The sequence below is a fragment of the Ruegeria sp. AM4 genome, from assembly GCF_056540665.1.
Genome location: NZ_JBQFXD010000001.1, coordinates 597,763 through 620,548 on the forward strand (window position 1 = coordinate 597,763; position 22,786 = coordinate 620,548).

23 protein-coding genes are annotated in these 22,786 nt (G+C 57.7%); 7 read left to right on the plus strand and 16 right to left on the minus strand.

The features are described 5' to 3' along the window. Positions 1–606 (minus strand): DsbA family protein, encoded by a 606-nt coding sequence (locus ACR0JA_RS02965; protein ID WP_480569752.1) that lies wholly within the window; start codon positions 604–606, stop codon positions 1–3. A gap of 184 nt (positions 607–790) precedes the next feature. Here ACR0JA_RS02965 and ACR0JA_RS02970 point away from each other — a divergent pair, with 184 nt between their 5' ends. Further along, on the plus strand, positions 791–2,008 hold the full coding sequence (locus ACR0JA_RS02970; protein WP_480569755.1) for a serine hydrolase domain-containing protein: 1,218 nt from the start codon (positions 791–793) through the stop codon (positions 2,006–2,008). Positions 2,009–2,056: 48 nt separating this feature from the next. Beyond that, positions 2,057–2,923 (plus strand): acyl-CoA thioesterase, encoded by an 867-nt coding sequence (locus ACR0JA_RS02975; RefSeq protein ID WP_480569758.1) that lies wholly within the window; start codon positions 2,057–2,059, stop codon positions 2,921–2,923. Here the strand turns inward: ACR0JA_RS02975 and ACR0JA_RS02980 are convergent. From ACR0JA_RS02980 to ACR0JA_RS03035, 12 genes are all read right to left on the minus strand, one after another. Next, positions 2,920–3,687 carry an SDR family oxidoreductase gene (locus ACR0JA_RS02980; protein ID WP_480569760.1) on the minus strand — a complete coding sequence of 256 codons (768 nt, stop codon included), beginning with the start codon at positions 3,685–3,687 and terminating at the stop codon, positions 2,920–2,922. The genes ACR0JA_RS02975 and ACR0JA_RS02980 overlap by 4 nt on opposite strands. 98 nt (positions 3,688–3,785) lie before the next feature. Continuing rightward, positions 3,786–5,015, minus strand: coding sequence for an acyl-CoA dehydrogenase (locus ACR0JA_RS02985; protein WP_480569763.1), 1,230 nt, complete (start codon positions 5,013–5,015; stop codon positions 3,786–3,788). 136 nt (positions 5,016–5,151) lie between these two features. Next, positions 5,152–5,841, minus strand: a complete 690-nt coding sequence (phoB, locus tag ACR0JA_RS02990; RefSeq protein WP_480569766.1) for a phosphate regulon transcriptional regulator PhoB — start codon at positions 5,839–5,841, stop codon at positions 5,152–5,154. Positions 5,842–5,853: 12 nt separating this feature from the next. Continuing rightward, the gene (gene phoU, locus ACR0JA_RS02995) at positions 5,854–6,555 is read right to left on the minus strand and encodes a phosphate signaling complex protein PhoU (RefSeq protein ID WP_480569769.1); all 702 of its coding nucleotides are present in this window, start codon (positions 6,553–6,555) and stop codon (positions 5,854–5,856) included. A gap of 16 nt (positions 6,556–6,571) precedes the next feature. Beyond that, positions 6,572–7,369, minus strand: a complete 798-nt coding sequence (gene pstB / locus ACR0JA_RS03000; RefSeq protein ID WP_480569772.1) for a phosphate ABC transporter ATP-binding protein PstB — start codon at positions 7,367–7,369, stop codon at positions 6,572–6,574. Positions 7,370–7,381: 12 nt separating this feature from the next. Further along, positions 7,382–8,713, minus strand: coding sequence for a phosphate ABC transporter permease PstA (pstA, locus tag ACR0JA_RS03005; RefSeq protein WP_480569775.1), 1,332 nt, complete (start codon positions 8,711–8,713; stop codon positions 7,382–7,384). Next, positions 8,710–10,182: a phosphate ABC transporter permease subunit PstC gene (gene pstC / locus ACR0JA_RS03010; protein WP_480569777.1), complete on the minus strand. Its 1,473-nt coding sequence runs from the start codon at positions 10,180–10,182 to the stop codon at positions 8,710–8,712. Before pstC ends, pstA begins: the two co-directional genes overlap by 4 nt. Positions 10,183–10,269: 87 nt before the next feature. Continuing rightward, a complete protein-coding gene (locus tag ACR0JA_RS03015) occupies positions 10,270–11,310 on the minus strand; it encodes a substrate-binding domain-containing protein (protein ID WP_480569780.1) in 1,041 nt (346 codons plus the stop codon). 170 nt (positions 11,311–11,480) lie between these two features. Then, positions 11,481–12,527: a PAS domain-containing sensor histidine kinase gene (locus ACR0JA_RS03020; RefSeq protein WP_480569782.1), complete on the minus strand. Its 1,047-nt coding sequence runs from the start codon at positions 12,525–12,527 to the stop codon at positions 11,481–11,483. A gap of 17 nt (positions 12,528–12,544) precedes the next feature. Then, positions 12,545–13,078: a gamma carbonic anhydrase family protein gene (locus tag ACR0JA_RS03025; RefSeq protein ID WP_480569784.1), complete on the minus strand. Its 534-nt coding sequence runs from the start codon at positions 13,076–13,078 to the stop codon at positions 12,545–12,547. Continuing rightward, positions 13,075–13,716 (minus strand): guanylate kinase, encoded by a 642-nt coding sequence (gmk, locus tag ACR0JA_RS03030; protein WP_480569787.1) that lies wholly within the window; start codon positions 13,714–13,716, stop codon positions 13,075–13,077. Before gmk ends, ACR0JA_RS03025 begins: the two co-directional genes overlap by 4 nt. A 16-nt stretch (positions 13,717–13,732) precedes the next feature. Next, complete coding sequence (locus tag ACR0JA_RS03035) at positions 13,733–14,623, minus strand: YicC/YloC family endoribonuclease (RefSeq protein WP_480569790.1); 891 nt, start codon at positions 14,621–14,623, stop codon at positions 13,733–13,735. A gap of 229 nt (positions 14,624–14,852) precedes the next feature. On the opposite strand from ACR0JA_RS03035, the gene ACR0JA_RS03040 reads away from it, so the two are divergent. Further along, a complete protein-coding gene (locus ACR0JA_RS03040; RefSeq protein WP_480569793.1) occupies positions 14,853–15,521 on the plus strand; it encodes a PAS domain-containing protein in 669 nt (222 codons plus the stop codon). Between the two features lie 57 nt (positions 15,522–15,578). On the opposite strand, the gene ACR0JA_RS03045 is transcribed toward ACR0JA_RS03040, so the two are convergent. Continuing rightward, positions 15,579–16,949 carry a class II 3-deoxy-7-phosphoheptulonate synthase gene (locus ACR0JA_RS03045; protein WP_480569796.1) on the minus strand — a complete coding sequence of 457 codons (1,371 nt, stop codon included), beginning with the start codon at positions 16,947–16,949 and terminating at the stop codon, positions 15,579–15,581. Between the two features lie 170 nt (positions 16,950–17,119). Here ACR0JA_RS03045 and ACR0JA_RS03050 point away from each other — a divergent pair, with 170 nt between their 5' ends. Further along, positions 17,120–18,124, plus strand: coding sequence for a GlxA family transcriptional regulator (locus ACR0JA_RS03050; RefSeq protein ID WP_480569799.1), 1,005 nt, complete (start codon positions 17,120–17,122; stop codon positions 18,122–18,124). Positions 18,125–18,128: 4 nt separating this feature from the next. Here the strand turns inward: ACR0JA_RS03050 and ACR0JA_RS03055 are convergent, their stop codons facing one another. Both ACR0JA_RS03055 and ACR0JA_RS03060 read right to left on the minus strand, forming a co-directional pair. Next, complete coding sequence (locus tag ACR0JA_RS03055; protein WP_480569802.1) at positions 18,129–18,539, minus strand: hypothetical protein; 411 nt, start codon at positions 18,537–18,539, stop codon at positions 18,129–18,131. Positions 18,540–18,571: 32 nt separating this feature from the next. Further along, the gene (locus ACR0JA_RS03060; RefSeq protein WP_480569805.1) at positions 18,572–19,669 is read right to left on the minus strand and encodes a PQQ-dependent sugar dehydrogenase; all 1,098 of its coding nucleotides are present in this window, start codon (positions 19,667–19,669) and stop codon (positions 18,572–18,574) included. Positions 19,670–19,861: 192 nt separating this feature from the next. Between ACR0JA_RS03060 and ACR0JA_RS03065 the strand changes: the two genes are divergently transcribed. From ACR0JA_RS03065 to ACR0JA_RS03075, 3 genes are all read left to right on the plus strand, one after another. Beyond that, a complete protein-coding gene (locus ACR0JA_RS03065) occupies positions 19,862–21,043 on the plus strand; it encodes an ABC transporter substrate-binding protein (protein ID WP_480569808.1) in 1,182 nt (393 codons plus the stop codon). A gap of 127 nt (positions 21,044–21,170) precedes the next feature. Further along, positions 21,171–21,959 (plus strand): ABC transporter ATP-binding protein, encoded by a 789-nt coding sequence (locus tag ACR0JA_RS03070; RefSeq protein WP_480569811.1) that lies wholly within the window; start codon positions 21,171–21,173, stop codon positions 21,957–21,959. Next, positions 21,956–22,786, plus strand: coding sequence for an ABC transporter ATP-binding protein (locus tag ACR0JA_RS03075; protein ID WP_480569814.1), 831 nt, complete (start codon positions 21,956–21,958; stop codon positions 22,784–22,786). The genes ACR0JA_RS03070 and ACR0JA_RS03075 overlap by 4 nt, the downstream gene beginning before the upstream one ends.

Sequence of the window (22,786 nt, forward strand, 5' to 3'; positions counted from 1 at the left end):
TCACTTGGGTTGTTTTAGTTCAAGTTCGAGATTGCCAAGGCTGTTCTTGCCAAAGAACATCTCGGGGCCAGCAAATATTGTGGGTACGCCGAATACACCGCGACGCACAGCGGCTTTGGTTTGATCTTTCAGAGTCTGCTTGATCTCGGGGTTGGTCGCCGCCTCGCGGATTTTTCTGGCGGGCAAGCCCGCTTCATCGACGACATCAGTCAGGACGTTCAATTCGTCAAGCTTTTGACCATGCACCCAAATGGCATCAAAAACTGCGTCTATGTATTTGCTTTCCCATGGTTTACCTTGCGCAAAGCACGCGCCACGCATGGCGAATTTCGTATTCAGCGGAAAATGCGGGCTCATGTGGAAACTTATGCCTCGCCGACGGGCGTATCGGTGTAGATCATGCGTAAGATAGGCCGTTTTCTGACGGTTCTCGGAAAACGCTTCAAACGGGCTTTGGTTGTGAGTCGCCTTGAACACAACACTCAGCAAGACCGGATTAAAACTCAACTCGGCTTCACGCCGTTTGGCCAGACCCGGTAGAACCTTATGGGCAAGAAAGGCGTTCGGGCTGCAAAAATCGTAAACGAATTCAATTTTCTTCGCCATCTGTCCGCTCCATCATTGCAGGCATCCAGGGCGGGAATCAAACCCACCCAAGGTTGAGTGTGCCGATACCATAGCAGCTTGCCCGGTTGGTAAACGAAAATCGTTTGCTACCTTCGGATTTTTCTGTTGTTCCTCGTTTTTGCGCTGCAAGATCGGATCCAGGGTTCAGCAACCGGGACACAAGATGAAATTCGACACAGCGCGATTGGCTCGCATTCAAATCTGGATGCAACGCTATGTAGATCAAAGAAAATACCCCGGATGCTCGGTGTTGGTTAACCAAAATGGGAATGAGGTTTTCTTTCATTCTTGCGGATTGCGTGACGTCGAGAACGGCTTGCCGTTCGACCGCGACACAATGGTGCGAATCTATTCGATGACAAAACCCGTCACCTCGGTCGCATTGATGATGTTGGCCGAGCGCGGATTGTTCCACCTGGACGCACCGTTATCGGATTTCCTGCCCGGGTTCGACGCAATGCGGGCGCTGGTGCCCGAGGCGACTTCGATCGACCAAACCGAACCCGCACCGACACCCACGTTGCACCAGTTGCTGACGCATACCAGCGGTCTGAGCTATCCGTTCAATCCGGGAATTTTGCCGCAAGCGATGGACGCTCGGGATCTGATCTTCGCGCCCGACCAGGGTCCGTTGAGGGAACGGGTTGATCTGTTGGCCACATTGCCTCTGGCCTTCCAACCTGGAATGCGTTGGGAGTATTCCGTTGGCATTGACGTCATCGGACGTGTGATCGAGGTCGTGTCGGGCCAGCCACTGGACCGTTTCTTTGCCGAGCAGATATTTGAACCACTTGGGATGCACGAAACCGGGTTTTCGGTGCCGACAGGGGCAGGGGCCCGGTTTGCCTCGCTCTATAGCCCGTTAGAAGGCGACGCGATGGCGCTGAATGCTGCCAAATCAGGCTCCGATACATTAAGGTTGGTCGACAGCGCAGGCTCCTCGCCTTTTGAACATGCAACCACCTTTTCCGGTGGCGGTGGACTTGTCAGCACGATTGACGATTTTGCGTCCTTTTCCGAAATGCTGCGTAACAAGGGCGCGACGGCGGCGGGTCGGTTGCTGGGGGCATCGACCGTCGATTTCATGATGCGCAATCACTTGCCGGGTGACATCGCTTCGATGGGACCGCAGAGCTTTGCCGAGCAGCCGATGGATGGCACAGGGTTTGGTACCGGCGGCGCAGTTATACTTGATCCGGCACGGGCGCGCGCACCGGGGTCGGTGGGTGATTTTGGTTGGGGTGGAATGGCGTCGACCTATTTCTGGATCGACCGCAAACACGATATGTCGGTCGTTTTCTTTACACAACTTTCGCCGTCCAGTTCTTATCCTTCGCGGGCCGAGCTCAAGGCATTGGTTCACGGGGCGCTCATTGAATGATCCTTTCGCAAATGCTAGGCGGCTGTCGCGGCAAGCGGAGACAGAACCATGACCGAAGCGGAACGTATCCTGTTGGATTTGCTCAATATCGAAGCGCTGGAGGTCGATCTTTTTCGCGGCGCCGGTTCGGGAGGCGAAACACCGACCCGGATTTTCGGAGGTCAGGTCATCGCACAGGCTCTCGCAGCCGCATACCGAACCGTTGATGATCGGCTGTGCCACTCGTTACACGCATATTTCATCCGTGCAGGCGATCCGTCCATTCCAGTGATATATCAGGTTGACCGGGCCCGGGACGGCGGGTCATTCACAACCCGTCGCGTGGTTGCGATTCAGCATGGCAAACAGATTTTGAACCTCTCCGCATCATTTCATTGCCAGGACGAAGGCTGGGACCATCAGCATCCGATGCCGAAGGTTGTCGGTCCGGACAATCTGGCGACCCGGAATGAACTGCGCCACAGTTATCTCGACCGGGTGCCCGAGAAGTTTCATTCAGAGCTGCTGCGGGAACGCCCGATCGAAGTCAGCGAGATCGAACCACTGGATTTTCTGACCCCGGACGTGGCCGACGACAAACATTACCTGTGGTTCCGCATGACGGCCGCGGCGCAGGCTGATCCGGTGATGCAGCATCTGCTGCTGGCTTATGCCTCGGATATGGATTTGCTGAGCTCGGGCCTTCGACCACACGGCCTCAGCTGGTTGTCGGGACAGGTTGACGGTGCCAGCCTTGATCACGCCATCTGGTTTCACGCACCGATGCAGTTTCAGAACTGGCATCTTTACTCCATGGAATCTCCGTGGACCGGGCAGGGGCGCAGCTTTAATCGCGGCTCAATCTATTCTCAGGACGGAACGCTGGTGGCGTCCATCGCCCAGGAAGGTTTGATGCGAAAGCGGAAGACGCGTTAAAGGTCACCGCTATATTGTTGATTTAGCGATGACATTCCGTCCAGCCATCGGTCATAGTCGGCGGATTTGAACTGCATATAATCCAGAACCTTTTCGTGAGGCAGCACCAGAAAGCGTTCGTCACTAATGGCTTCAAAGCAGGCTTGCGCGATGTCTTCCGGGTCGAGAATGCCATCTATGGCGGCAACCGAATCCTCGTGACCGCTGATCATATCCGTACGCACAGCCTGTGGGCACAGAACTGAAACGCGAATACCTTCGTCTTTGTAAGTCAGTGCCAGCCATTCGGAAAAGCCGACAGCGGCGTGTTTGGTCACTGCATAAGGTGCTGCGCCGGGTTGGCTCAGCAATCCGGCAGCGGAAGCTGTGGCCAAAAAGTAGCCGCCACCGCGCGCGACCATGCGCGGTATCACGTGTCTGGCCGCCCAGACATGCGACATCACGTTGATCTTCCAGATCCGGTCCCAATCCGCGTTCGGCACCTCAAGCCCGCCAAGCGTCAGAATGCCGGCGTTTGCACAGAACAGGTCAATTGCACCGATACGGGCTTCAGCGGCTTCAATCATCAAGCGCGTCGAATCCTCGCTGGACACATCACACTCAATTGCATGGCCACCGATTTCTTCGGCTACGGATTGAGCGCTCACGATGTCGATATCCGCACAGACGATCTGCGCACCTTCGGTTGCAAAGCGCTGCGCCAATGCTTTTCCGATGCCACGAGCGGCACCGGTAACAACAACAGTTTTACCGCTCAACTGCATGAAAAGGCGATCCTTTTAGATTTTCGTCGGCCGTCTGGGTTAACGCCTTCGCACAAGTCTTAATTACATAATACCGATTATGCGGATTGCTCCGCCACTTAATAGAACGCCTGCAATCCTGTTTGCGCGCGCCCCAAGATCAGCGCATGAACGTCATGCGTCCCCTCGTAGGTGTTTACAGTCTCCAAATTGATCATGTGACGCACGACCTGAAATTCCAAAGAGATTCCGTTCCCGCCGTGCATGTCGCGCGATTGCCGTGCGATCTCCAGTGCTTTGCCGCAATTGTTCCGTTTGATCAACGAGATCATCTCGGGCGCGGCTTCCGCCTGATCCAGCAGACGCCCGACACGCAAGCTGGCCTGCAAACCCAGAGCTATCTCGGTCTGCATGTCAGCCAGTTTGCGCTGAAACAGCTGTGTCTGCGCCAAGGGCTTGTTAAACTGCTTGCGGTCCAATCCGTATTGCCGTGCCGCGTGCCAGCAGCTTTCTGCTGCGCCCATGACACCCCAACTGATGCCATACCGAGCGCGGTTGAGACATCCGAATGGACCCTTCAAACCCTGTACATTTGGCAGCAATGCCTCTTCGGGCACCTCGACGTTATCGAGAACGATCTCACCTGTGATCGAGGCGCGAAGGCTCAGTTTTTTGTCGATCTTCGGCGCGCTCAGCCCTTTGGTGCCTTTGTCCAGGACAAACCCGCGGATCTTTCCATCATGCGCGTCGGATTTGGCCCAGATTACAAACACATCGGCGATCGGAGAGTTCGAAATCCACATCTTGCTGCCATTCAAACGATAACCGCCATCGATTTTCTGGGCCCGGGTCTTCATTCCTGCCGGATCTGATCCCGCGTCCGGTTCGGTCAGACCAAAACAACCAATCCATTCGCCGCTGGCCAGTTTCGGAAGGTATTTGCGCCTTTGATCCTCGCTTCCATAGGCGTGAATCGGGTACATAACCAGCGAGCTTTGTACTGACATCATTGAGCGATAGCCCGAGTCGACCCGCTCGATCTCGCGCGCGACAAGGCCATAGCCGACATATCCGGCCCCTAGCCCACCGTATTCCTCGGGGACTGTTATGCCCAGCAGGCCCATCTCACCCATTTCGCGGAAGATCTCGGGGTCGGTTTCTTCGTTTTCGAAGGCCTCGGTTACGCGCTGCTGCAGCTTTTCCTGCGCGTAAGCGCGGGCGCTGTCGGAAATCATGCGCTCGTCTTCTGCCAACTGGTCCACAAGACGAAACGGATCGTCCCAGGTAAACGCGCCAAGTTCCGGGGCATCCTTGGCGCGCAGCATCGGTTTTTGATCAGGAGCGTTCATGGCATTTCTCCGCAAATTCGAGAGGTTTGCTGAAACCTACCCGGACCCGAGCGCAAAAAACAGCAAGACTTTATCAAGAACGCATGACCAATTCGCATAGCGATATGCGGGAATGGGCACCCTGCCCCGCAATGCATTACCCCAGCGCGTAGCCCGCGCCCCGGACCGTGCGCACCGGATCGTCGCCGCCATGCTGCGTCAGCGCCTTGCGAAGACGGCCAATGTGGACGTCGACCGTACGCGTATCCACATAGATGTCGCGCCCCCAGACCCGATCCAGCAATTGCTCGCGGCTCCAGACCCGGCCTGGTTTTTCCATGAAGGTGCTCAGCAAGCGAAATTCGGTCGGACCCAGTTTTAGCGGCTTGTCATTGCGACTGACCTTATGAGTTTCCGAATCGAGAATGATATCGTCAAACTCAAGCCGCAATCCTACGGTGGCTGGACGAACGCGCCGCAGTTGCGAGCGCACGCGGGCCATCAGTTCGACGACCGAGTATGGCTTGACCACATAGTCATCCGCGCCCGTTTCCAGACCGCGCACCTTGTCGACCTCTTCGGACCGCGCCGACAGCATGATGATCGGGATCGACCGGGTGTCTGGTCGCGTCTTCAGCCGTCGACACACCTCGATCCCGCTGAGATTTGGCATCATCCAGTCCAGCACAATGATATCCGGGCAGTCTTCATCGACCAGCAGCAGGGCTTCGTCACCGTTGGCGGCCTTGGATACGCTGAACCCTTCGGCTTCGAGGTTGTAGGCCAGCACTTCACGCTGTGCCAATTCATCCTCTACCACAAGCACGGTTGGTTGATCGGCGGACATCTTCGGTTACTCCTAGGCCGTTTGCGATGTCACGTCCGCCTTGGGACGTGCATCTGCGGGGCGCTCTCCGGTGACAAGATAGACGACCTGTTCAGCGATGGATGTCACGTGATCGCCCATCCGCTCGATGTTCTTGGCGATGAAATGCAGATGCATACAGGACGAAATGTTACGCGGGTCTTCTGCCATGAAGGTCAGGAACTCACGGAACAGGCCATTATACATCTGATCAACCTCTTCGTCGCGATTGATGACATCCGTCGCCAGTTCCGCGTCGCGTTGAATATAGGCGTCCAGAGCGTCACGCAGCATCCGTTCAACCTCGCGCGCCATGCGGCGCAGGGCTGCTGCGCTGCCGCTGATTTCACCCGCATTGACCAATACCGTGGTTCGTTTGGCGATGTTTTTGGCGTAATCGCCGATCCGCTCAAGGTTTCCTGACACTTTCAGGACCGACAGCACAAGACGCAGGTCGCTGGCGGTTGGTGCGCGCAGCGCAATCAGTCGTGCGGTTTCTTCGTCGATCAGCTCTTCCAGGGCGTCGATGGCTTTGTCGCCGCGCCGCACCTCTTGCGCCAATTCCTCGTCGCGGGTTTCCAGCGAGCGCGCCGCGCCGATGATGGCGGCCTCGACCAGCCCGCCCATCTTCATGATATGCGCCTGAATGGCCTCGAGGTCGCGGTCGAAGGCGGATGCAATATGTTGTTCGGTCATATCTGAATACCTGTGTTCAGCCGATGCGGCCGGTGATGTAGCTTTCGGTGCGGGGATCTTCAGGGTTGGTAAAGATCTGCCCGGTCTCACCAAATTCGACAAGGTTGCCAAGGTGGAAGAACGCGGTCTTCTGGCTGACCCGCGCGGCCTGCTGCATCGAGTGGGTCACGATCACCACCGAATAGCGCGAGCGCAGTTCATCGATCAGTTCCTCGACCTGCGCGGTTGCGATCGGGTCCAGCGCCGAGCATGGCTCGTCCATCAGCAGAACCTCGGGCTCGGTTGCCACAGCGCGCGCGATGCACAGGCGCTGCTGCTGGCCGCCAGACAGGCCGGTGCCTGGGGCGTCCAGACGATCCTTGACCTCATCCCAGATCGCACCGCGGCGCAGGGATTTTTCCACGATTTCATCCAGTTCCGCCTTGTTCTTAGCAAGGCCGTGGATGCGAGGGCCGTAAGCGACGTTGTCATAGATCGACTTCGGGAACGGGTTCGGCTTTTGGAACACCATGCCCACCTTGGCACGCAGCTGTACCGGGTCGACGCGCTTGTCATAGATGTCTTCGCCGTCCAGCAAAATGTCGCCCTGCACGCGGCAGATATCGATCGTGTCATTCATTCGGTTCAGACAGCGCAGGAACGTGGACTTGCCGCAGCCCGAGGGGCCGATGAAGGCGGTCACGGTCTTGTCTTCAATCTCGACATTCACGTCCTTGATGGCGTGGGTGTCGCCGTAATAGACCTGTACCTTCTTGGCGCTGATCTTGATGTCTTTGGAGTCCACGTTTCTCTCCACTCGTGTCATGTCATTCATGTTAGCCCCCTTTTACCAGCGGCGTTCAAAGCGGCGGCGCAGGATGATCGCGATGATGTTCATCGTCAGCAGGAAGATCAAAAGAATGATAATCCCGCCCCAGGCTTTTTCATAGAAGCCAACATCCGCCCGGGCCGCCCAGGTATAGATTTGCGCCGGCATCGCCGAGTTCGGCTCGGTAAATCCGGCAAGGAACCCGTCGGGGTAGCCGCGCGCCACAAAGCCAACCATGCCGATCAGCAGCAGCGGCGCGGTTTCGCCGAGCGCCTGCGCCAGACCGATAATGGTTCCGGTGAGAATACCGGGCGCGGCCAGCGGCAGAACGTGGTGGAACACCGCCTGCATTTTCGAGGCCCCTACCCCCAGCGCTGCATCGCGGATCGACGGCGGTACCGCCTTCAGCGAGGCTCGGGTCGAGATGATTATGGTCGGCAGCGTCATCAGAGTCAGCACCAGTCCGCCAACCAACGGCGCCGATTGCGGCAGGTGCATGAACTGGATGAACACGGCCAGACCAAGGATGCCGAACACGATGGAAGGCACCGCCGCAAGGTTTGAAATATTTACCTCGATCAGATCGGTGAACCTGTTCTGCGGCGCAAATTCCTCGAGGTAGATCGAAGCTGCCACGCCGATGGGCAACGACAGGGCCAGCACAACCAGCATCATGAAGAACGACCCGACGACCGAAGCGCCGATGCCAGCGCCACCCGGGTTGTCGACGCCCGAATCCGAGCCGGTGATGAAGGGCCAGTTGAACGCCTGCTTGATAATTCCGGCCTCTTTCAAGGCATCAACCAGATCCAGGTCGCTTTTCTGCAAAAACCGGCTGTCCTGCATGGAGTCGCGAGAAACACGACCCTTGAAGTACCCATCAACCCGGCTGGAAGCCGCCAGATCGAATTCGATCGGCTCACCGATCTTGTCGGGATTCGCTTTGTAGAATTCGCGGATCGTGCCGCCGATCTTGCCCAGAATCCGTTCGATCGCGGCTTCATCGAAATCCACACTGATCCCGCTTTCTGCAAGGTCTTCGTTCAGTTCTGCAATGAAGAGGTTGGAATAGGCCTTGGTCTTGAACATCGTCCCTTCGGCTTCTTCGAACTGTGGTTCAGTCAGCGTGAACTCAACGCTGACCACGGTGCGCGTGAACGCGGGTATCCCCTGCGACAGGATCGAGGCGAACAGCACCAACAAAAAGAATAATCCGGTGGCGATGGCCACAATCCCATAGGCGCGGAAACGCTTTTCGGCGTTGGCGCGTTTGCGGGTATGTGCGTCTGAGGCCATCAGAGAGCCCGAGCGGCGGTCCGCTGCGGGCGTTGGCATGCTGGCGTCGGTCATTCGTACTGCTCCCGGTATTTGCGCACGATGTAGAGGGCAAAGATGTTCAGGCCCAGTGTGAGGATGAACAGGGTCATGCCAAGGGCGAAGGCAACCAGCGCCTCGGGTGAGGCAAAGTCGGCGTCGCCGGTCAATTGGCTTACGATCTTGGCGGTGACGGTTGTCATGGCTTCGAACGGGTTCAGGCTCAGGCGGGCTGCGGCCCCTGCCCCCAGAACCACGATCATCGTCTCACCAATGGCGCGCGATGCGGCCAGAAGGATGGCTCCGACGATCCCCGGCAACGCAGCGGGCAGAACAACCTGACGGATGGTTTCCGATTGGGTGGCCCCAAGGCCATAAGACCCATCGCGCATGGCCTGCGGCACCGCATTGATAATGTCGTCGGACAGCGAAGACACAAACGGGATCAGCATGATGCCCATCACCAGGCCGGCGGTCATCACAGCGGTGCCCGCCTTCATCCAGCCCAGACCGTCAGCACCGAAAACGCCCAGTAGCAGCGGACCAACGGTCAGCAGCGCAAACAGACCGTAGACGATGGTCGGGATACCGGCCAAAACCTCGAGCATGGGCTTGGCGATCGAGCGGACCCGAGGCGATGCATATTCACTCAGGTAGATCGCGGCAAACAGACCGATCGGCACAGCCACCAGCAAAGCGACCAGCGAAATGTAGAACGTGCCCCAAAGCAGTGGGATGATACCCAAAGCCGACGATCCCCCACGGCCCGAAAAGCTGGGCGACCATGTCAGGCCAAAGAAGAACTCGGATGCCGGGTAGAGCTTGAAGAACTCCCAGGTGTTGAACACCAGCGACAGGACGATGCCAACAGTTGTCAGAACCGCGACCGAAGCAGCGGCAAGAAGAAGCATACGAACGCCCTGTTCGACCACATTGCGCGCCCGATATTCGGCTTGTGTCTGCCACCAGCTGATCACGGCACCGATCAAAGCGACAAGAATAACCCCAGCCGACATGATGGCATAACCGGTTGCATTCATTGCCCTGTAACGCTGCGCCGCGTTCAAAATAGGCTGTGTGATTTCAGCCGTCACAACCTGCCCGGCATCTTTTAGCAATTGGGTGATCTCGGCGATGTCGGCTTTGGGGTTTGCGGCAGTGGCTTCGGTCAATTGGCCCTGCGCCACCGCGTTGTCTAACCCGCTGGCCGTGCGGCGTACTTCGGCCATAACAAGGCTGCGCGACGAACCCTCCTTGATGGCAGAGTCGGGCACCATCTCGGATACCTGAGAATTCACGTATAGTGGCTGAACCAGCAACCAGACGATCAAAAGGCCGATCGCAGGAACCACCGTCTTTAGCGCGACGTTCGCGCCGTAAAAGGTTGGGAGAGAATGCAGGTTCCGGCTATCGCCCCCGGCGCTTTGCAAGGCGCGCGCACGCCCAAGCACGTATCCGACTGCAGAGACCGTGACAACGATCAGAAAGAGCCAAATTATCGGCATAACACCCCCACGGGTCTTGATCAGGAATTCAGAAGTACTTGGGGGCGACACGCCTGGCCGCCCCCAATCATCGGACCAATGTCAGGATTAGCTGCCCGAGCCAAGCGTCTCTTCGTTGGCAATCGCTTCCTGTGTCTGTGCCAGCTCAGGATCAGCAACCAGGCCATAGTTGGCCAGCGGACCCGATCCACCCGCGATTTCGTCATGGGTGAAGAACTGAGCGTATTCTTTCAGGCCAGGGATCACGCCGATATGCGCTTTCTTGACGTAGAAGAACAGCGGGCGCGACACGGGGTATTCACCCGAAGCAATGGTCTCGGTCGACGGAGCGACATCACCCATGGTGGCAACCTTCAGTTTGTCGGTGTTGTTCTCGTAGAACGCCAGACCAAACACGCCGATGCCGTTGGGGTTGGTGTCGATACGGGCCAGAGTTTCAGTATAGTCGCCATCGATGTCGACCGACTTGCCGTCTGCGCGCACATCCAGGCATGCGTCTTCGGCGTCGTCCTCGCTCATACCGCCTGCAACCATGGCCTCCATGGCGCCGGTTGCTTCACAACCTGCCAGCAGAACCTTGTCTTCGAATACTTCACGGGTGCCGTGCTTGGTACCGGGGATGAACATGGCGATTTCAACATCCGGCAGATCGCCGTTGAACTCGGCCCAGCTGTTAAAGCTGTTGTCGACCAGCGCACCGTCCTTCATGACTTTCGAGCCGATGGCGTTGTAGATGTCGGCGGGCTGGAACGCGGTGAACGCGGGGCCGGATTGCTGGCTGGCAAACACGATGCCGTCGTAGCCGATGCGGACTTCCATGATGTCGGTTACGCCGTTTTCGGCGCAGGCTTTGATCTCTTTTTCGCGGATGGCGCGGGATGCGTTTGCAACGTCGATGGTGTTTTCGCCAACGCCTTCGCAGAAACGCTTCAGACCGGCCGAAGAGCCGCCCGATTCCACAACCGGTGTCGGGAAGTCGGTGTTTTCACCAAACAGTTCGGCAACGATGGATGCGTAAGGCAGAACGGTCGAAGATCCAGCAACCTGAACGTTGTCACGAGCAGCAGCAGTGGTCGCCGATACGGCAGCAATCGCCAGCGCAGAAGCCGACAGTTTTACAAAGGACATCTCAGTCTCCTTGAAAGTACATTATGTGATCACCCCCATGATGATCTTGACGGCACCCCTAAGGACCGCGCGTAAGCCTTTTGTGACAGGTTCGTAACGGTTTTATGACAACGTGGAGATTTCTTAATATTATTTAAGTTGACGCCACGGTGGTCTTAGGCGCTGCCGGATCAGCGCGGCAGGATCACGGTAAAGACCGTTCCCTTGCCAAGCTCACTTTCCACCCGCAATCGTCCACGATGACGGTTTACGATATGCTTGACGATCGCCAGCCCCAGCCCGGTCCCGCCCAGTTCGCGCGACCTGTGACTGTCGGCGCGGTAGAACCGTTCGGTCAGACGCGGCAGGTGAACCGCATCGATTCCCGGCCCTTTGTCGACGATCTGCACGCGAACCGCAGGACCGCGCATTGCGGTGTCTCGCTCGGATGGCTGAACGCGCACATCGACGCGCCCGCCGCTGCCACCGTATTTTATAGCGTTTTCAATAAGGTTGGTGAAAACCTGACGCAATTGATCGCTGTCACCGGGCAGCATCACCGGATCGTCAGGCGCGTCCAAAGACAGCGTGACCTCAGCATCATCCGCCAGCGGGCGCAGCGTGTTCAGCGTCGACTGGATCAGCCCCGACAACTCCAGTTGCTCTTTCGGGCGCACGCGCTCTTCGCTTTCGACGCGGTTGAGCGACAACAGATCGCCAACAAGGCGGTTCATCCGGTTGGCTTCATCCGTCATGATTTGCAGAAACCGGTCGCGGGCGGCCTCGTCGTCCCGGGCGGGGCCGCGCAGGGTTTCGATGAATCCCATCAGCGCTGTCAGAGGCGTCCGCAGTTCATGGCTGACATTGGCGACAAAATCGCGACGCATGTGATTGGCCTGTTCCAGATGGGTCACATCCTGAAACACCACCAGAACAGCGCCGCCGGACACCGCCCCGACACCGTTCATATATCTGCATTCGACATCAAAAGTGGTATCCTGCGCCCCGTCTTTCGACAGGTGCCGGGTCCTCGTCGGCGCCTTGTCACGCAAGCTTTGCTCGATCGATTCGATAACCTGAGGCTGCCGCAGAAAAGTGGCAAAGTGGCGCCCCTGAATACTGTGTCCCAGCAGGGTCTTGGCGTCCGTGTTGGCCGCAATAATCCGCTCGGTCTGATCGACCATCAGCGCAGGCAGCGGAATGGCCGAAACAAATTCTTCGATCAGCTCGGTAGACATGATGCGGCCTTTGCTGGCTAACCGCCTGTTGAAACCGGCACCAACCGATCCCGGAACCTGCGCATATTGTCCTGATAGTGCAATGCACTGAGCGTCAGCTTTTTTACAGTTGCATCATCCAGTTGCCGAACGACCTTGCCGGGCGAGCCCATGACCAGAGAATTGTCGGGAATTTCCTTGCCTTCGGTAATCAGCGCCCCTGCTCCAATCAGACAGTTCTTACCGATTTTCGCACCATTGAGAACAATCGCCCCCATGCCGATCAGGGTGTTTTCACCAATTGTGCAACCGTGCAGCATAACCTTGTGGCCGATGGTGCAGTTCGGCCCGATCGTCAGCGGATAGCCAGCGTCGATATGCATGACGCAATTCTCTTGAACATTGCTGCCCGCACCCACCCTTATCTCTTCGTGATCCGCGCGGATGGTGCAACCAAACCAGACCGAGGCACCCTGCTCGAGCACCACTTTGCCGATGAGATTTGCGTCCGGCGCGACCCAGGTGTCTTCGTGGATCTGCGGGGCATCACCGCCCAGAGCGTAAAGGGTCATGACAAGGCCTCGAATTCGTTTTGCAACTTGCGAACATGCTCTTGCAGCTTCGGTTGCTGGATGCGGCGCATTCTTTCGGCGCTGACGATTGCCTTGAGTTTCTCTTCGGTCGCATCGAGATCATCATTGACCAGAACGTAGTCGTAGTAACCCCAGTGACTGATCTCATCCCAGCTCTTCTGCATCCGTTTGGCGATCACGTCGGCACTGTCCTGCCCGCGACTTTCCAGTCTGCGGCGCAATTCTGGGATCGAGGGCGGCAGGATGAAGATCGACAAGGCGTGTTTGCCGAGATCGGAATTGCGAATCTGCAGATCGCCCTGCCAATCCACATCGAACAGGACATCCCGACCGTCATTGATAGACTCGCGCACCGGCGCGATGGGCGATCCATAGAAATTCCCGAACACATGCGCGTGTTCCAGCATCTGGCCGTCAGCGACCTGTTGCTTGAACGCGTCTTCTGACAGGAAATAGTATTCACGCCCATGTTCCTCACCCGGGCGCGGCGCGCGGGTTGTGGCCGAGACCGAGAACTCCAGCCCGCTGTCCCATTGCATCAACCGGCGGGCCAATGTGGATTTCCCCGCACCCGAAGGCGAGGACAGAATGATAAGTAGGCCCCGGCGATCTGCCATGTTGTTGTTCCCGTCTCTATTCCACGTTCTGCACTTGCTCGCGCATCTGATCGATTACGGCCTTCAACTCAAGCCCAACCGACGTCAGATCGGCGTTTTGAGATTTCGAGCACAGCGTGTTGGCCTCGCGGTTGAACTCTTGCGTCAGAAAATCGAACTTGCGCCCGACCGGGCCGTCTTGTGTCAACAGCGTGCGCGCCGCATTGATATGCGCCTTTAGCCTGTCGAGTTCCTCGGTGATATCAGCCTTGACCGCAATCAGAGCCAATTCCTGCGCGACACGGTCCGGGTCCGCACCCTGAGTGTTGTCCAGGACGCGCGCAAGGTTTTCGCGCAGAGACTGCCCCATTTCGTCGCGTCGTTGCTCGGCCAGTACCGACGCGCGACCGGTCAGCGTCTCGACACTGTCCAATTGCGCGTTCAGGATTTCGGCCAATGCCTGACCCTCGGTCTTTCGCATGTCCAGGAATGCGTTCAGCAATGTGGCAAATTCCGACCGGAGTTGTTCTACCAGCGGCGCCGCATCGTCCGCCTCGGCGCTAGCTTCGACCATTCCCTTCAATGCAAGAAGGTCGCTGGCTTTCGATGGTGCTAACGTCAGACCCTGATTTGTCGCCAGCGCTTCGGTCTGCGCAAGGGCCTGCAAGGCCGCCTGCATCGCCGGGACGTTCAGGCTTAGATCCGACGCAGTCTCTTCCCGGCTCAGCCTGAGGGACAGGGTCACGTTGCCGCGCGCAAGTGCCTTGGACAGGTCTGACCGAAGCGCCGCCTCGAGCCCGGTCAGCCAATCTGGCACGCGCAGGCGCAGGTCCAGCCCCTTGCCGTTGACGCTGCGCAGCTCCCAACTCCAGCTATGAGGGCCATGCGCCCCTTTGCCCGAGGCGAACCCGGTCATGGATTTGATCATGCCTGCCCTTTCAAATCTGCCTTCCGCACCTAATGCCATCCGCCAGTCGGGGGCAAGACCTCGCTTATTCGTCAATTCATATGCGGAAGTTAACCAATCGTTAAAGAATTCCTCCAAAATTGTATTAACCCGTGCCAATCTTTCAGACACAAGGTCTGGAAGGCCGGTGATCTGCCCAATAGTTGGCATTTTACGAAAATCGCGGCTGATCGGCGTTAGGGTGATGAAAATGAAAAGCTTTTTTGGAATTGGTTCCAGCTCGGGTTTTGGAAAGATCGTCGCAATGGACCGCTTTGACAGTGGGCGCAGCCTGTCCCCGATCCGTCAGGCCGAAGCGTATTGGACCGCGCTGCTGGATGGCAGCGAGGTTCCGATGCGTTCGCAAATTGATCCACGCGGACTTGAGAATATTCTGGAATATACCTTCATTCTCGAACGGATCGCGCCGGGACTGGCCCGCTTTCGGCTGGCTGGCAGCCACCTGAACAAGATTGCCGGCATGGAAGTTCGTGGCATGCCCGTGACCGCGTTTTTCGAACCCAGCGCGCGCAGCGACATGACGGAACATCTGAATCGCGTGTTTTCCGAACCTGCGGTGGCCGAATTGAGCCTTGTCTCGACCGGCAAGATGGGCCGGGCGCGGATGCAGGCGCGGATGTTGTTGCTGCCGCTGAAAAGTGATTTGGGCGATATCAGCCGCATCCTTGGCGTCTTTATCGGTGACGGCGCGATTGGCGCAACACCGCGCCGCTTTAGCATCGCGGATACACGTATCAAGGCGGTGCGCGAGGTTCAGATGCAGCCCCAGCTGCGCGAGCACGCCGGGTTTGCCGAAGATCAGACCCAGTTCAGACCCTCAGCCTCGCATCTCAGACTGGTCTCATCGCGCGACGACTGATCCAAAGAAAAACGGCGGGCACTGGGCCCGCCGCTTTCAAATTCTGTGCTCCGACGATCAGCTTGCGGCGCGTTTTGCCCCGTTTCGGCGCAGGTTCGTCAGCTCTTCGGCGACCAGGAAAGCCAGTTCCAGCGACTGTGTTGCGTTCAGGCGCGGATCGCAGGCCGTATGATACCGGTCCGACAGGTCTTCTTCGGTCACCGCACGTACACCGCCGGTGCATTCGGTGACGTCCAGGCCGGTCATCTCAAAATGAACACCGCCCGGAATTGTCCCTTCTGCCTGATGCACGCCAAAGAAATCGCGAACTTCACGCAGGACTGAATCGAACGGACGGGTCTTGTAGCCCGTGGCCGACTTGATCGTGTTGCCGTGCATCGGATCGCAGACCCAGGTCACAGTGGCGCCTTCTTCCTTGACGGCCTTGATCAGGCGCGGGAGATGCTCGCCCGCATTTCCTGCGCCAAAGCGCGCGATCAAGGTCAGGCGACCTTCTTCATTTTCCGGGTTCAGCTTGGACATCAGAACCTTCAGGTCTTCCGCTGTCGTGGTTGGGCCACATTTCAGGCCAATCGGGTTTTGAACGCCACGGCAGAACTCGACATGCGCACCGTCGGGCTGACGCGTGCGGTCGCCGATCCAGATCATGTGCCCGGAACCGGCAAGCCAGTTGCCTGAAGTCGAGTCCAGACGCGTCAGCGCCTCTTCGTATTCCAGCAACAGGCTTTCATGGCTGGTGTAGAACTCGACGGTCGAGAACTCATGCGTCGTATCCGCAGTGATCCCCGCCGCGCCCATGAAGTCGATCGTATCCTGAATGCGGTCCGCAATCTCGGAATACTTCTGAACATCCTGCTCGTCGGTAAAACCAAGCGTCCAGGAATGAACACGGCTCATATCGGCGAAACCGCCGGTCGAGAATGCGCGCAACAGATTCAGCGTCGCCGCGGCCTGGGTGTAGGCCTGTAGCATCTTGGCCGGATTCGGAATGCGCGCTTCGGGCGTGAATGCCAATTCGTTGATGATATCGCCACGGTAGCTGGGCAGTTCCACACCATCGACCACTTCGGTCGGCGCGCTGCGCGGTTTGGCAAACTGGCCCGCCATGCGACCGACCTTCACCACAGGCACTTTGGCACCATAGGTCAGCACCATAGCCATCTGCAGCATGACTTTGAATGTGTCGCGAATTGCGTCTGCGCTGAACTGTTCAAAACTTTCGGCGCAATCCCCACCCTGCAAAAGAAAGGCTTCGCCGCGACCGGCGGCACCAAGATGTTGCTTGAGACGCCGTGCTTCGCCAGCAAAAACCAGCGGGGGATACTGCGAAAGCTGAGCCTCGACTTTGGCCAGCGCGGCCGCGTCGGTATAGTCGGGCATCTGAACTCGGGGCTTGTTGCGCCAGTTCGATTTTTGCCACTCGGTCATAGCTTTGATCTCCGCTGAGGTAATTCAGGCTGTCTCTATACAAAAAGCTTTGAAGAGTGACCATATCCGATTTGCGCCTCTTGACGCCGCAAACAAGCTTTGAGCATGGTTGCGGCCACATCAGCGACCGGGGATGTTTCCGGCCAGCACCGAATCAAGGACAATTCGCCATGCAAGAGCAACGCCAAGTTGTCACTGTGGACAGCGATACCACAAAGCCGAAGCACTTTGTTTTCGTCTTGCTCGACAAGTTCTCTCTGCTGTCCTTTGCCTCGGCACTGGACAGTCTGCGCATCGCAAACCGCATGGCCAATCGCGAGCTGTACCGCTGGACGCTGGCGGGCGAAGGCGGAGATGTCGTGCAATGTTCGGCGGGGACCACATTCAAGCTGGACAGCGATTTGCAGGAATTGCAGCGCGATGACGTGGTTCTGATCTGCGGCGGAGTCGACGTGCAGGCGGCAACGACCAAGCGTGCTCTGAACTGGGTCCGGCGCGAAGCGCGCAAAGGGCTGAAGATCGGCGGCTTGTGTACGGCGGCCTATTCGTTGGCCAAGGCAGGGTTGCTCGACGGCAAGCGTGCCACGATTCACTGGGAGAACTCGGACAGTTTCTCGGAAGAATTTGACTCGGTCGAATTGACCAAGGCGGTATTTCAGATCGACGGAAACCGCATGACAACCGCCGGTGGAACGTCTTCCATCGACCTGTTGCTGAAACTGATCGCAGATGATTATGGCGAGGAATTGGCCAACGCCGTCGCGGATCAGATGATCTATTCCTCGATCCGAACCGATCAGGACACCCAGCGCCTGTCGACGCCGACCCGCATCGGGGTCCGCCATCCCAAGCTGAGTCAGGTCATCCTGATGATGGAAAAAAACATTGAAGAACCGATCTCACCGTCGATTCTGGCCAAGGATGTGGGCATGTCGACCCGGCAACTGGAACGTCTTTTCCGCCGCTACCTGAGCCGCTCGCCCAAGCGCTATTACATGGAACTGCGCCTGCACAAAGCGCGCAACCTGTTGATGCAGACCGACATGAGCGTCATCAACGTGGCACTCGCCTGCGGCTTTGCCAGCCCGTCGCATTTCTCGAAATGCTACCGGGCCCATTACAACACCACGCCCTATCGTGAGCGTGGCGCGCAGGCCGGGCGTTTGTCGGTCTAAAAGATCAATAAAGTTTAAACAGTTCTTCGGAGCTTGTGTTCATGTTGAACCGCAGAACCAACACGCCATCTTCGCGCTCGTGGACAAGCGCATAGTAGAAGAAATAGCTGTTTTTGTCGTTCCAAAACGCGCGCATTTCGTGGGAAAAGCCATTGGAAAGCTCAACACGCTCCATAATGGCAGTGTCTGTCAGATAATAGGGCACAGCGTCACGCAGTTGATTCTGTATGACCCTCAATTGTTCGGGCGTGAATTCGTCGGCTCCGCCCAAACGCAGAACGACATTCGTAAACTCGCGATTTTTTATCTTCTGTTCAATGTAGTTCTCGTAGTCCTCGTAAGAGCTGAAAGCTTCGTCTGCGAAGGCAGGTAACGCACCGAGCGCAAGTAACATCTTGGCAAGAAATAGTTTCACAGAATTCTCCGTTGGATTGTCGTAAATCCGTTCTAGGGTTGCGGCGACATCCTGTAAACCGCGCCCCGCCCCACAGAAATGAACCAGATCGACCCGTCCGGTGCCTCAACAATGTCACGGACGCGTTCAGTTTCACCGCCCTTTATCTGTTCAATTTCACGCAAGGGCTGACCGGTTAGCCTTGCGATGTAATCGAACTTTAGCGAGCCGACAAAAAGGCTGCCCTTCCACTGCGGCCAGAGCTTGCCGGAATAAACCAGCAGACCGGAAGGGGCGATGGACGGGTCCCAATAGTGCCGGGGCTGTTCCATGCCCTGCTTCGTTGTCCCTTCGCCGATCTTTTGCCCCGAGTAATGGACGCCATAAGAAATGACAGGCCATCCGTAGTTCGCCCCTGGACGCACCATGTTCACCTCGTCGCCTCCGCGCGCACCGTGTTCGGACACCCACAGCCGACCGCGCGCATCCAAGCCTGCGCCCTGCGGGTTGCGATGACCATAGCTCCAGATTTCAGGACGCATGCCGGGCTGGCCGATAAAGGGGTTGTCCGCCGGGACCGTACCATCTCGGTTGATCCGAATTACTGTTCCCATATGGTTCGACCGGTCCTGCGCCTGCGGTCGGTCACCTCGGTCACCAATTGTAACAAATAGCGCACCATCCGCCGCCTCGACCACGCGCGAGCCGAAATGCCGACCGCCGCTGCCGCCCGGAATGGCCTCGAAAATCACGCGCAGATTGGTCAACCGGTCGCCGGATTCGGACAGGCGGGCAACTGCAACGGCAGTTCCGGCACCACCCTTCTGAGGCTTGGAAAAAGACAGAAATACCTCGCGGCTTGTTCCGAAGTCCCGCGCGACGGTCACATCGAGCAGACCGCCCTGCCCTTTGACGGCTACTTTGGGCACACCTTTGACGCGGTGCGATTTACCATCTTTGATGTACAGCAAGTCCCCATCACGCTCGGTCACCAGAAAACTGCCATCAGGCAAAAGACCAATGGCCCATGGTGTATCCAGACCCTTTACCATCGGCGTTACCTGAATCGGCCCAACCGAGGTTTCAATGACTTGGGCATTGGTCAATCCGCCCCAAAGCAGAAGGATCGCAAGGGTGCAGGTTCTCAGCATGGTAACACTCCCAATTTTTGGCCCAATTTTCTGGTCCAAACCGCTGGTGATGCCGCCAGATCGGCAACAAATCCATTAAAACAAATAGGATTGCTGCTTGGGAAAGCACAGTTGCGTTAGCACTTTTCTTTTCCGGGCAGCTTGCCTAGGGTCGTGCCCAGAACGAAAACGTTCAAAACAGGGAGTAACCAAATGAAAAAGCTGCTTACTGCAACCGCAGCAACCGCTCTGCTGGCCGGTACCGCCATGGCCGACGACGTAAAACTGGGCATTCTGTTCGGCTTCACCGGCCCGATTGAATCGCTGGCGCCTGCGATGGGCTCGGGTGCGGAATTGGCGATGGCCGAGGTCACCGAATCCGGCAAACTGTTGGATGGTACGTCCGTCACCGGCACGCGCGCTGACACTGGCTGCATCGACAACGGTCTGGCAACATCGAATGGCGAACGCATGATCGGCGACGGCGTCGCGGGCATCATTGGCGGCGATTGCTCGGGTGTGACGGGTGCGATTTTGCAGAACGTCGCGATTCCGAACGGCATGGTCATGATTTCACCTTCGGCGACGTCGCCGGGCCTGTCGACCATGGAAGACAATGGCTTGTTCTTCCGCACGGCACCGTCGGATGCGCGTGAAGGTCAGGTCATGGCTGACATCCTGAACGACCGCGGCATCAGCTCGATCGCTTTGACCTACACCAACAACGATTACGGCAAAGGCCTGGCCGACGCGATCCAGTCGTCCTTTGAGGCTTCGGGTGGCGAAGTGACCATCGTTGCCGCGCACGAAGATGGCAAGGCGGACTATTCGGCCGAAGTTGGCGCGCTGGCATCAGCTGGTGGCGACATCCTGGTTGTTGCGGGCTATCTGGACCAAGGTGGTTTGGGCATCATCCAGTCTGCCTTGGACAGCGGTGCGTTTGACACCTTCGGTCTGCCCGGCGGTATGATCGGTGACTCGCTGCCCGCAAACGTCGGTCCTGACCTGAACGGCTCGTTCGGTCAGATCGCAGGATCAGGCGGCGAAGGTGCCGAGAAGTACTTTGCCATGGCCGAAGCGGCCGGTTTCGACGGCTCGTCGCCCTATTCGCCTGAAGCCTATGACGCCGCTGCGCTGTTCATGCTGGCGATGCAGGCAGCGGGCTCGGCCAACCCGGCCGACTATGGTTCCAAGATCATGGACGTTGCCAACGCTCCGGGTGAGAAGATCTATCCCGGCGAACTGGCCAAGGGTCTGGAACTGCTGGCCGCAGGTCAGGAGGTTGACTATGTCGGTGCATCCGGCGTTGAACTGATCGGCCCCGGTGAAAGCGCGGGATCCTACCGTGAGATCGAAGTAACCGACGGCGAAAACAAGACCGTCAACTTCCGTTGATCAGACGCGAACAGTCATAAAAACAAGCAGCCCGGGCCTTGTGTCCGGGCTGTTTCAATGACAAAAGGCCGCACCCTGCTTGGGGATGGGACTATAACGCCTAAAAATTGGCGGCTGGGGGAGAAAAATGATCGTCGTCGAAGACGTGCACAAGCATTTCGGCGGGTTTCATGCGGTGGATGGGGCATCGCTGGAAATCCAAAAAGGGTCAATCACCGGACTGATCGGGCCGAATGGCGCGGGAAAAACCACTCTGTTCAACGTGATCGCAGGCGTTCTGCCGCCCACCTCGGGCCGCGTTTTCATGGATGGCGAAGAGATCACCGGCCTTCCGCCGCACGATTTGTTCCACAAAGGTTTGCTGCGCACGTTCCAGATTGCGCATGAGTTTTCGTCCATGTCGTGCCGCGAAAACCTGATGATGGTGCCCGGCGCGCAATCTGGGGAATCGCTGTGGAACACATGGTTCGGACGCAAGCGCATCGCCGATGAGGAACGCGCGCTGAAGGCCAAGGCCGATGAGGTGCTGGAGTTTCTGACCATCGAACATCTGGCCGACCACAAGGCCGGTCAGGTCTCGGGCGGTCAGAAAAAGCTGATGGAACTGGGCCGTACCATGATGGTCGACGCCAAGATCGTGTTTCTGGATGAGGTCGGCGCGGGTGTGAACCGCACTCTGCTTATGACCATCGCCGACACGATCCTGCGCCTGAACAAGGAACGCGGCTATACGTTCGTGGTCATCGAGCATGACATGGATTTCATCGGCAAAATTTGCGACCCGGTCATCTGCATGGCCGAAGGCAAGGTTCTGGCCGAGGGCACTCTGGACGAGATCAAAGCCAACGAGCACGTGATCGAAGCTTACTTGGGCACCGGCCTGAAGAATAAAGACAAGCTGGAGGCGGGCGCATGAGCGACAACCCCTACCAGGACGACAAGGGCAACAAGGACGCTTCGATCACCAATACGCATGGGGTTGGCACCATGACCCCCGCCCACCGTAAAAGCGGTCAGACGCATCGAGTTGAAGGCGGGCCCTTTTTGATTGGCGACACCATGACAGGCGGTTACGGCAAAGGACCGGACATCCTGCACGACTGCACCATAGCGGTCGACAAGGGTGAGATCGCGGTAATCGTCGGCCCCAACGGCGCGGGTAAGTCTACCGCGATGAAGGCAGTGTTCGGGATGCTGGATGTTCGCCAAGGGTCCGTGCGGTTGGATGGTGAAGACATCACCAATCTCAGCCCACAAGACCGTGTGGTGCGCGGAATGGGCTTTGTACCCCAGACCTCAAACATCTTCACCTCGATGACGGTGGAAGAGAACCTTGAGATGGGCGCTTTCATCCGCCGCGATGACATCAGCCAGACGATGGAACAGGTCTATGACCTCTTCCCCATCCTGCGTGACAAGCGCAATCAAGCCGCCGGAGAGCTGTCGGGCGGTCAACGCCAACAGGTCGCCGTGGGCCGCGCGCTGATGACCCAGCCCAAAGTGCTGATGCTGGACGAACCCACCGCCGGCGTCTCGCCCATCGTGATGGATGAGCTGTTCGACCGGATCATCGAGGTTTCCCGCACCGGGTTGCCGATCCTGATGGTCGAACAGAACGCCCGTCAGGCGCTGGAGATAGCGGACAAGGGATATGTGCTGGTTCAGGGACGCAACGCCTATACCGGCACGGGCAAGGAACTGCTGGCCGATCCCGAAGTGCGCAAGAGTTTCTTGGGAGGGTGA

What these genes read in the sequence shown, in the direction of transcription:
- phoU (WP_480569769.1), bottom strand. Translation starts at nt 6,555, where the DNA reads ATGACCGAACAACATATTGCATCCGCCTTCGACCGCGACCTCGAGGCC.
- ACR0JA_RS02970 (WP_480569755.1), top strand. Translation starts at nt 791, where the DNA reads ATGAAATTCGACACAGCGCGATTGGCTCGCATTCAAATCTGGATGCAA.
- ACR0JA_RS03065 (WP_480569808.1), top strand. Translation starts at nt 19,862, where the DNA reads ATGAAAAAGCTGCTTACTGCAACCGCAGCAACCGCTCTGCTGGCCGGT.
- ACR0JA_RS02975 (WP_480569758.1), top strand. Translation starts at nt 2,057, where the DNA reads ATGACCGAAGCGGAACGTATCCTGTTGGATTTGCTCAATATCGAAGCG.
- gmk (WP_480569787.1), bottom strand. Translation starts at nt 13,716, where the DNA reads ATGGCAGATCGCCGGGGCCTACTTATCATTCTGTCCTCGCCTTCGGGT.
- pstB (WP_480569772.1), bottom strand. Translation starts at nt 7,369, where the DNA reads ATGAATGACATGACACGAGTGGAGAGAAACGTGGACTCCAAAGACATC.
- ACR0JA_RS03070 (WP_480569811.1), top strand. Translation starts at nt 21,171, where the DNA reads ATGATCGTCGTCGAAGACGTGCACAAGCATTTCGGCGGGTTTCATGCG.
- ACR0JA_RS02985 (WP_480569763.1), bottom strand. Translation starts at nt 5,015, where the DNA reads ATGAACGCTCCTGATCAAAAACCGATGCTGCGCGCCAAGGATGCCCCG.
- ACR0JA_RS03035 (WP_480569790.1), bottom strand. Translation starts at nt 14,623, where the DNA reads ATGATCAAATCCATGACCGGGTTCGCCTCGGGCAAAGGGGCGCATGGC.
- ACR0JA_RS03045 (WP_480569796.1), bottom strand. Translation starts at nt 16,949, where the DNA reads ATGACCGAGTGGCAAAAATCGAACTGGCGCAACAAGCCCCGAGTTCAG.
- pstC (WP_480569777.1), bottom strand. Translation starts at nt 10,182, where the DNA reads ATGCCGATAATTTGGCTCTTTCTGATCGTTGTCACGGTCTCTGCAGTC.
- phoB (WP_480569766.1), bottom strand. Translation starts at nt 5,841, where the DNA reads ATGTCCGCCGATCAACCAACCGTGCTTGTGGTAGAGGATGAATTGGCA.
- ACR0JA_RS03040 (WP_480569793.1), top strand. Translation starts at nt 14,853, where the DNA reads ATGAAAAGCTTTTTTGGAATTGGTTCCAGCTCGGGTTTTGGAAAGATC.
- ACR0JA_RS03075 (WP_480569814.1), top strand. Translation starts at nt 21,956, where the DNA reads ATGAGCGACAACCCCTACCAGGACGACAAGGGCAACAAGGACGCTTCG.
- ACR0JA_RS02980 (WP_480569760.1), bottom strand. Translation starts at nt 3,687, where the DNA reads ATGCAGTTGAGCGGTAAAACTGTTGTTGTTACCGGTGCCGCTCGTGGC.
- ACR0JA_RS02965 (WP_480569752.1), bottom strand. Translation starts at nt 606, where the DNA reads ATGGCGAAGAAAATTGAATTCGTTTACGATTTTTGCAGCCCGAACGCC.
- ACR0JA_RS03025 (WP_480569784.1), bottom strand. Translation starts at nt 13,078, where the DNA reads ATGACCCTTTACGCTCTGGGCGGTGATGCCCCGCAGATCCACGAAGAC.
- ACR0JA_RS03060 (WP_480569805.1), bottom strand. Translation starts at nt 19,669, where the DNA reads ATGCTGAGAACCTGCACCCTTGCGATCCTTCTGCTTTGGGGCGGATTG.
- ACR0JA_RS03015 (WP_480569780.1), bottom strand. Translation starts at nt 11,310, where the DNA reads ATGTCCTTTGTAAAACTGTCGGCTTCTGCGCTGGCGATTGCTGCCGTA.
- ACR0JA_RS03020 (WP_480569782.1), bottom strand. Translation starts at nt 12,527, where the DNA reads ATGTCTACCGAGCTGATCGAAGAATTTGTTTCGGCCATTCCGCTGCCT.
- ACR0JA_RS03050 (WP_480569799.1), top strand. Translation starts at nt 17,120, where the DNA reads ATGCAAGAGCAACGCCAAGTTGTCACTGTGGACAGCGATACCACAAAG.
- pstA (WP_480569775.1), bottom strand. Translation starts at nt 8,713, where the DNA reads ATGACCGACGCCAGCATGCCAACGCCCGCAGCGGACCGCCGCTCGGGC.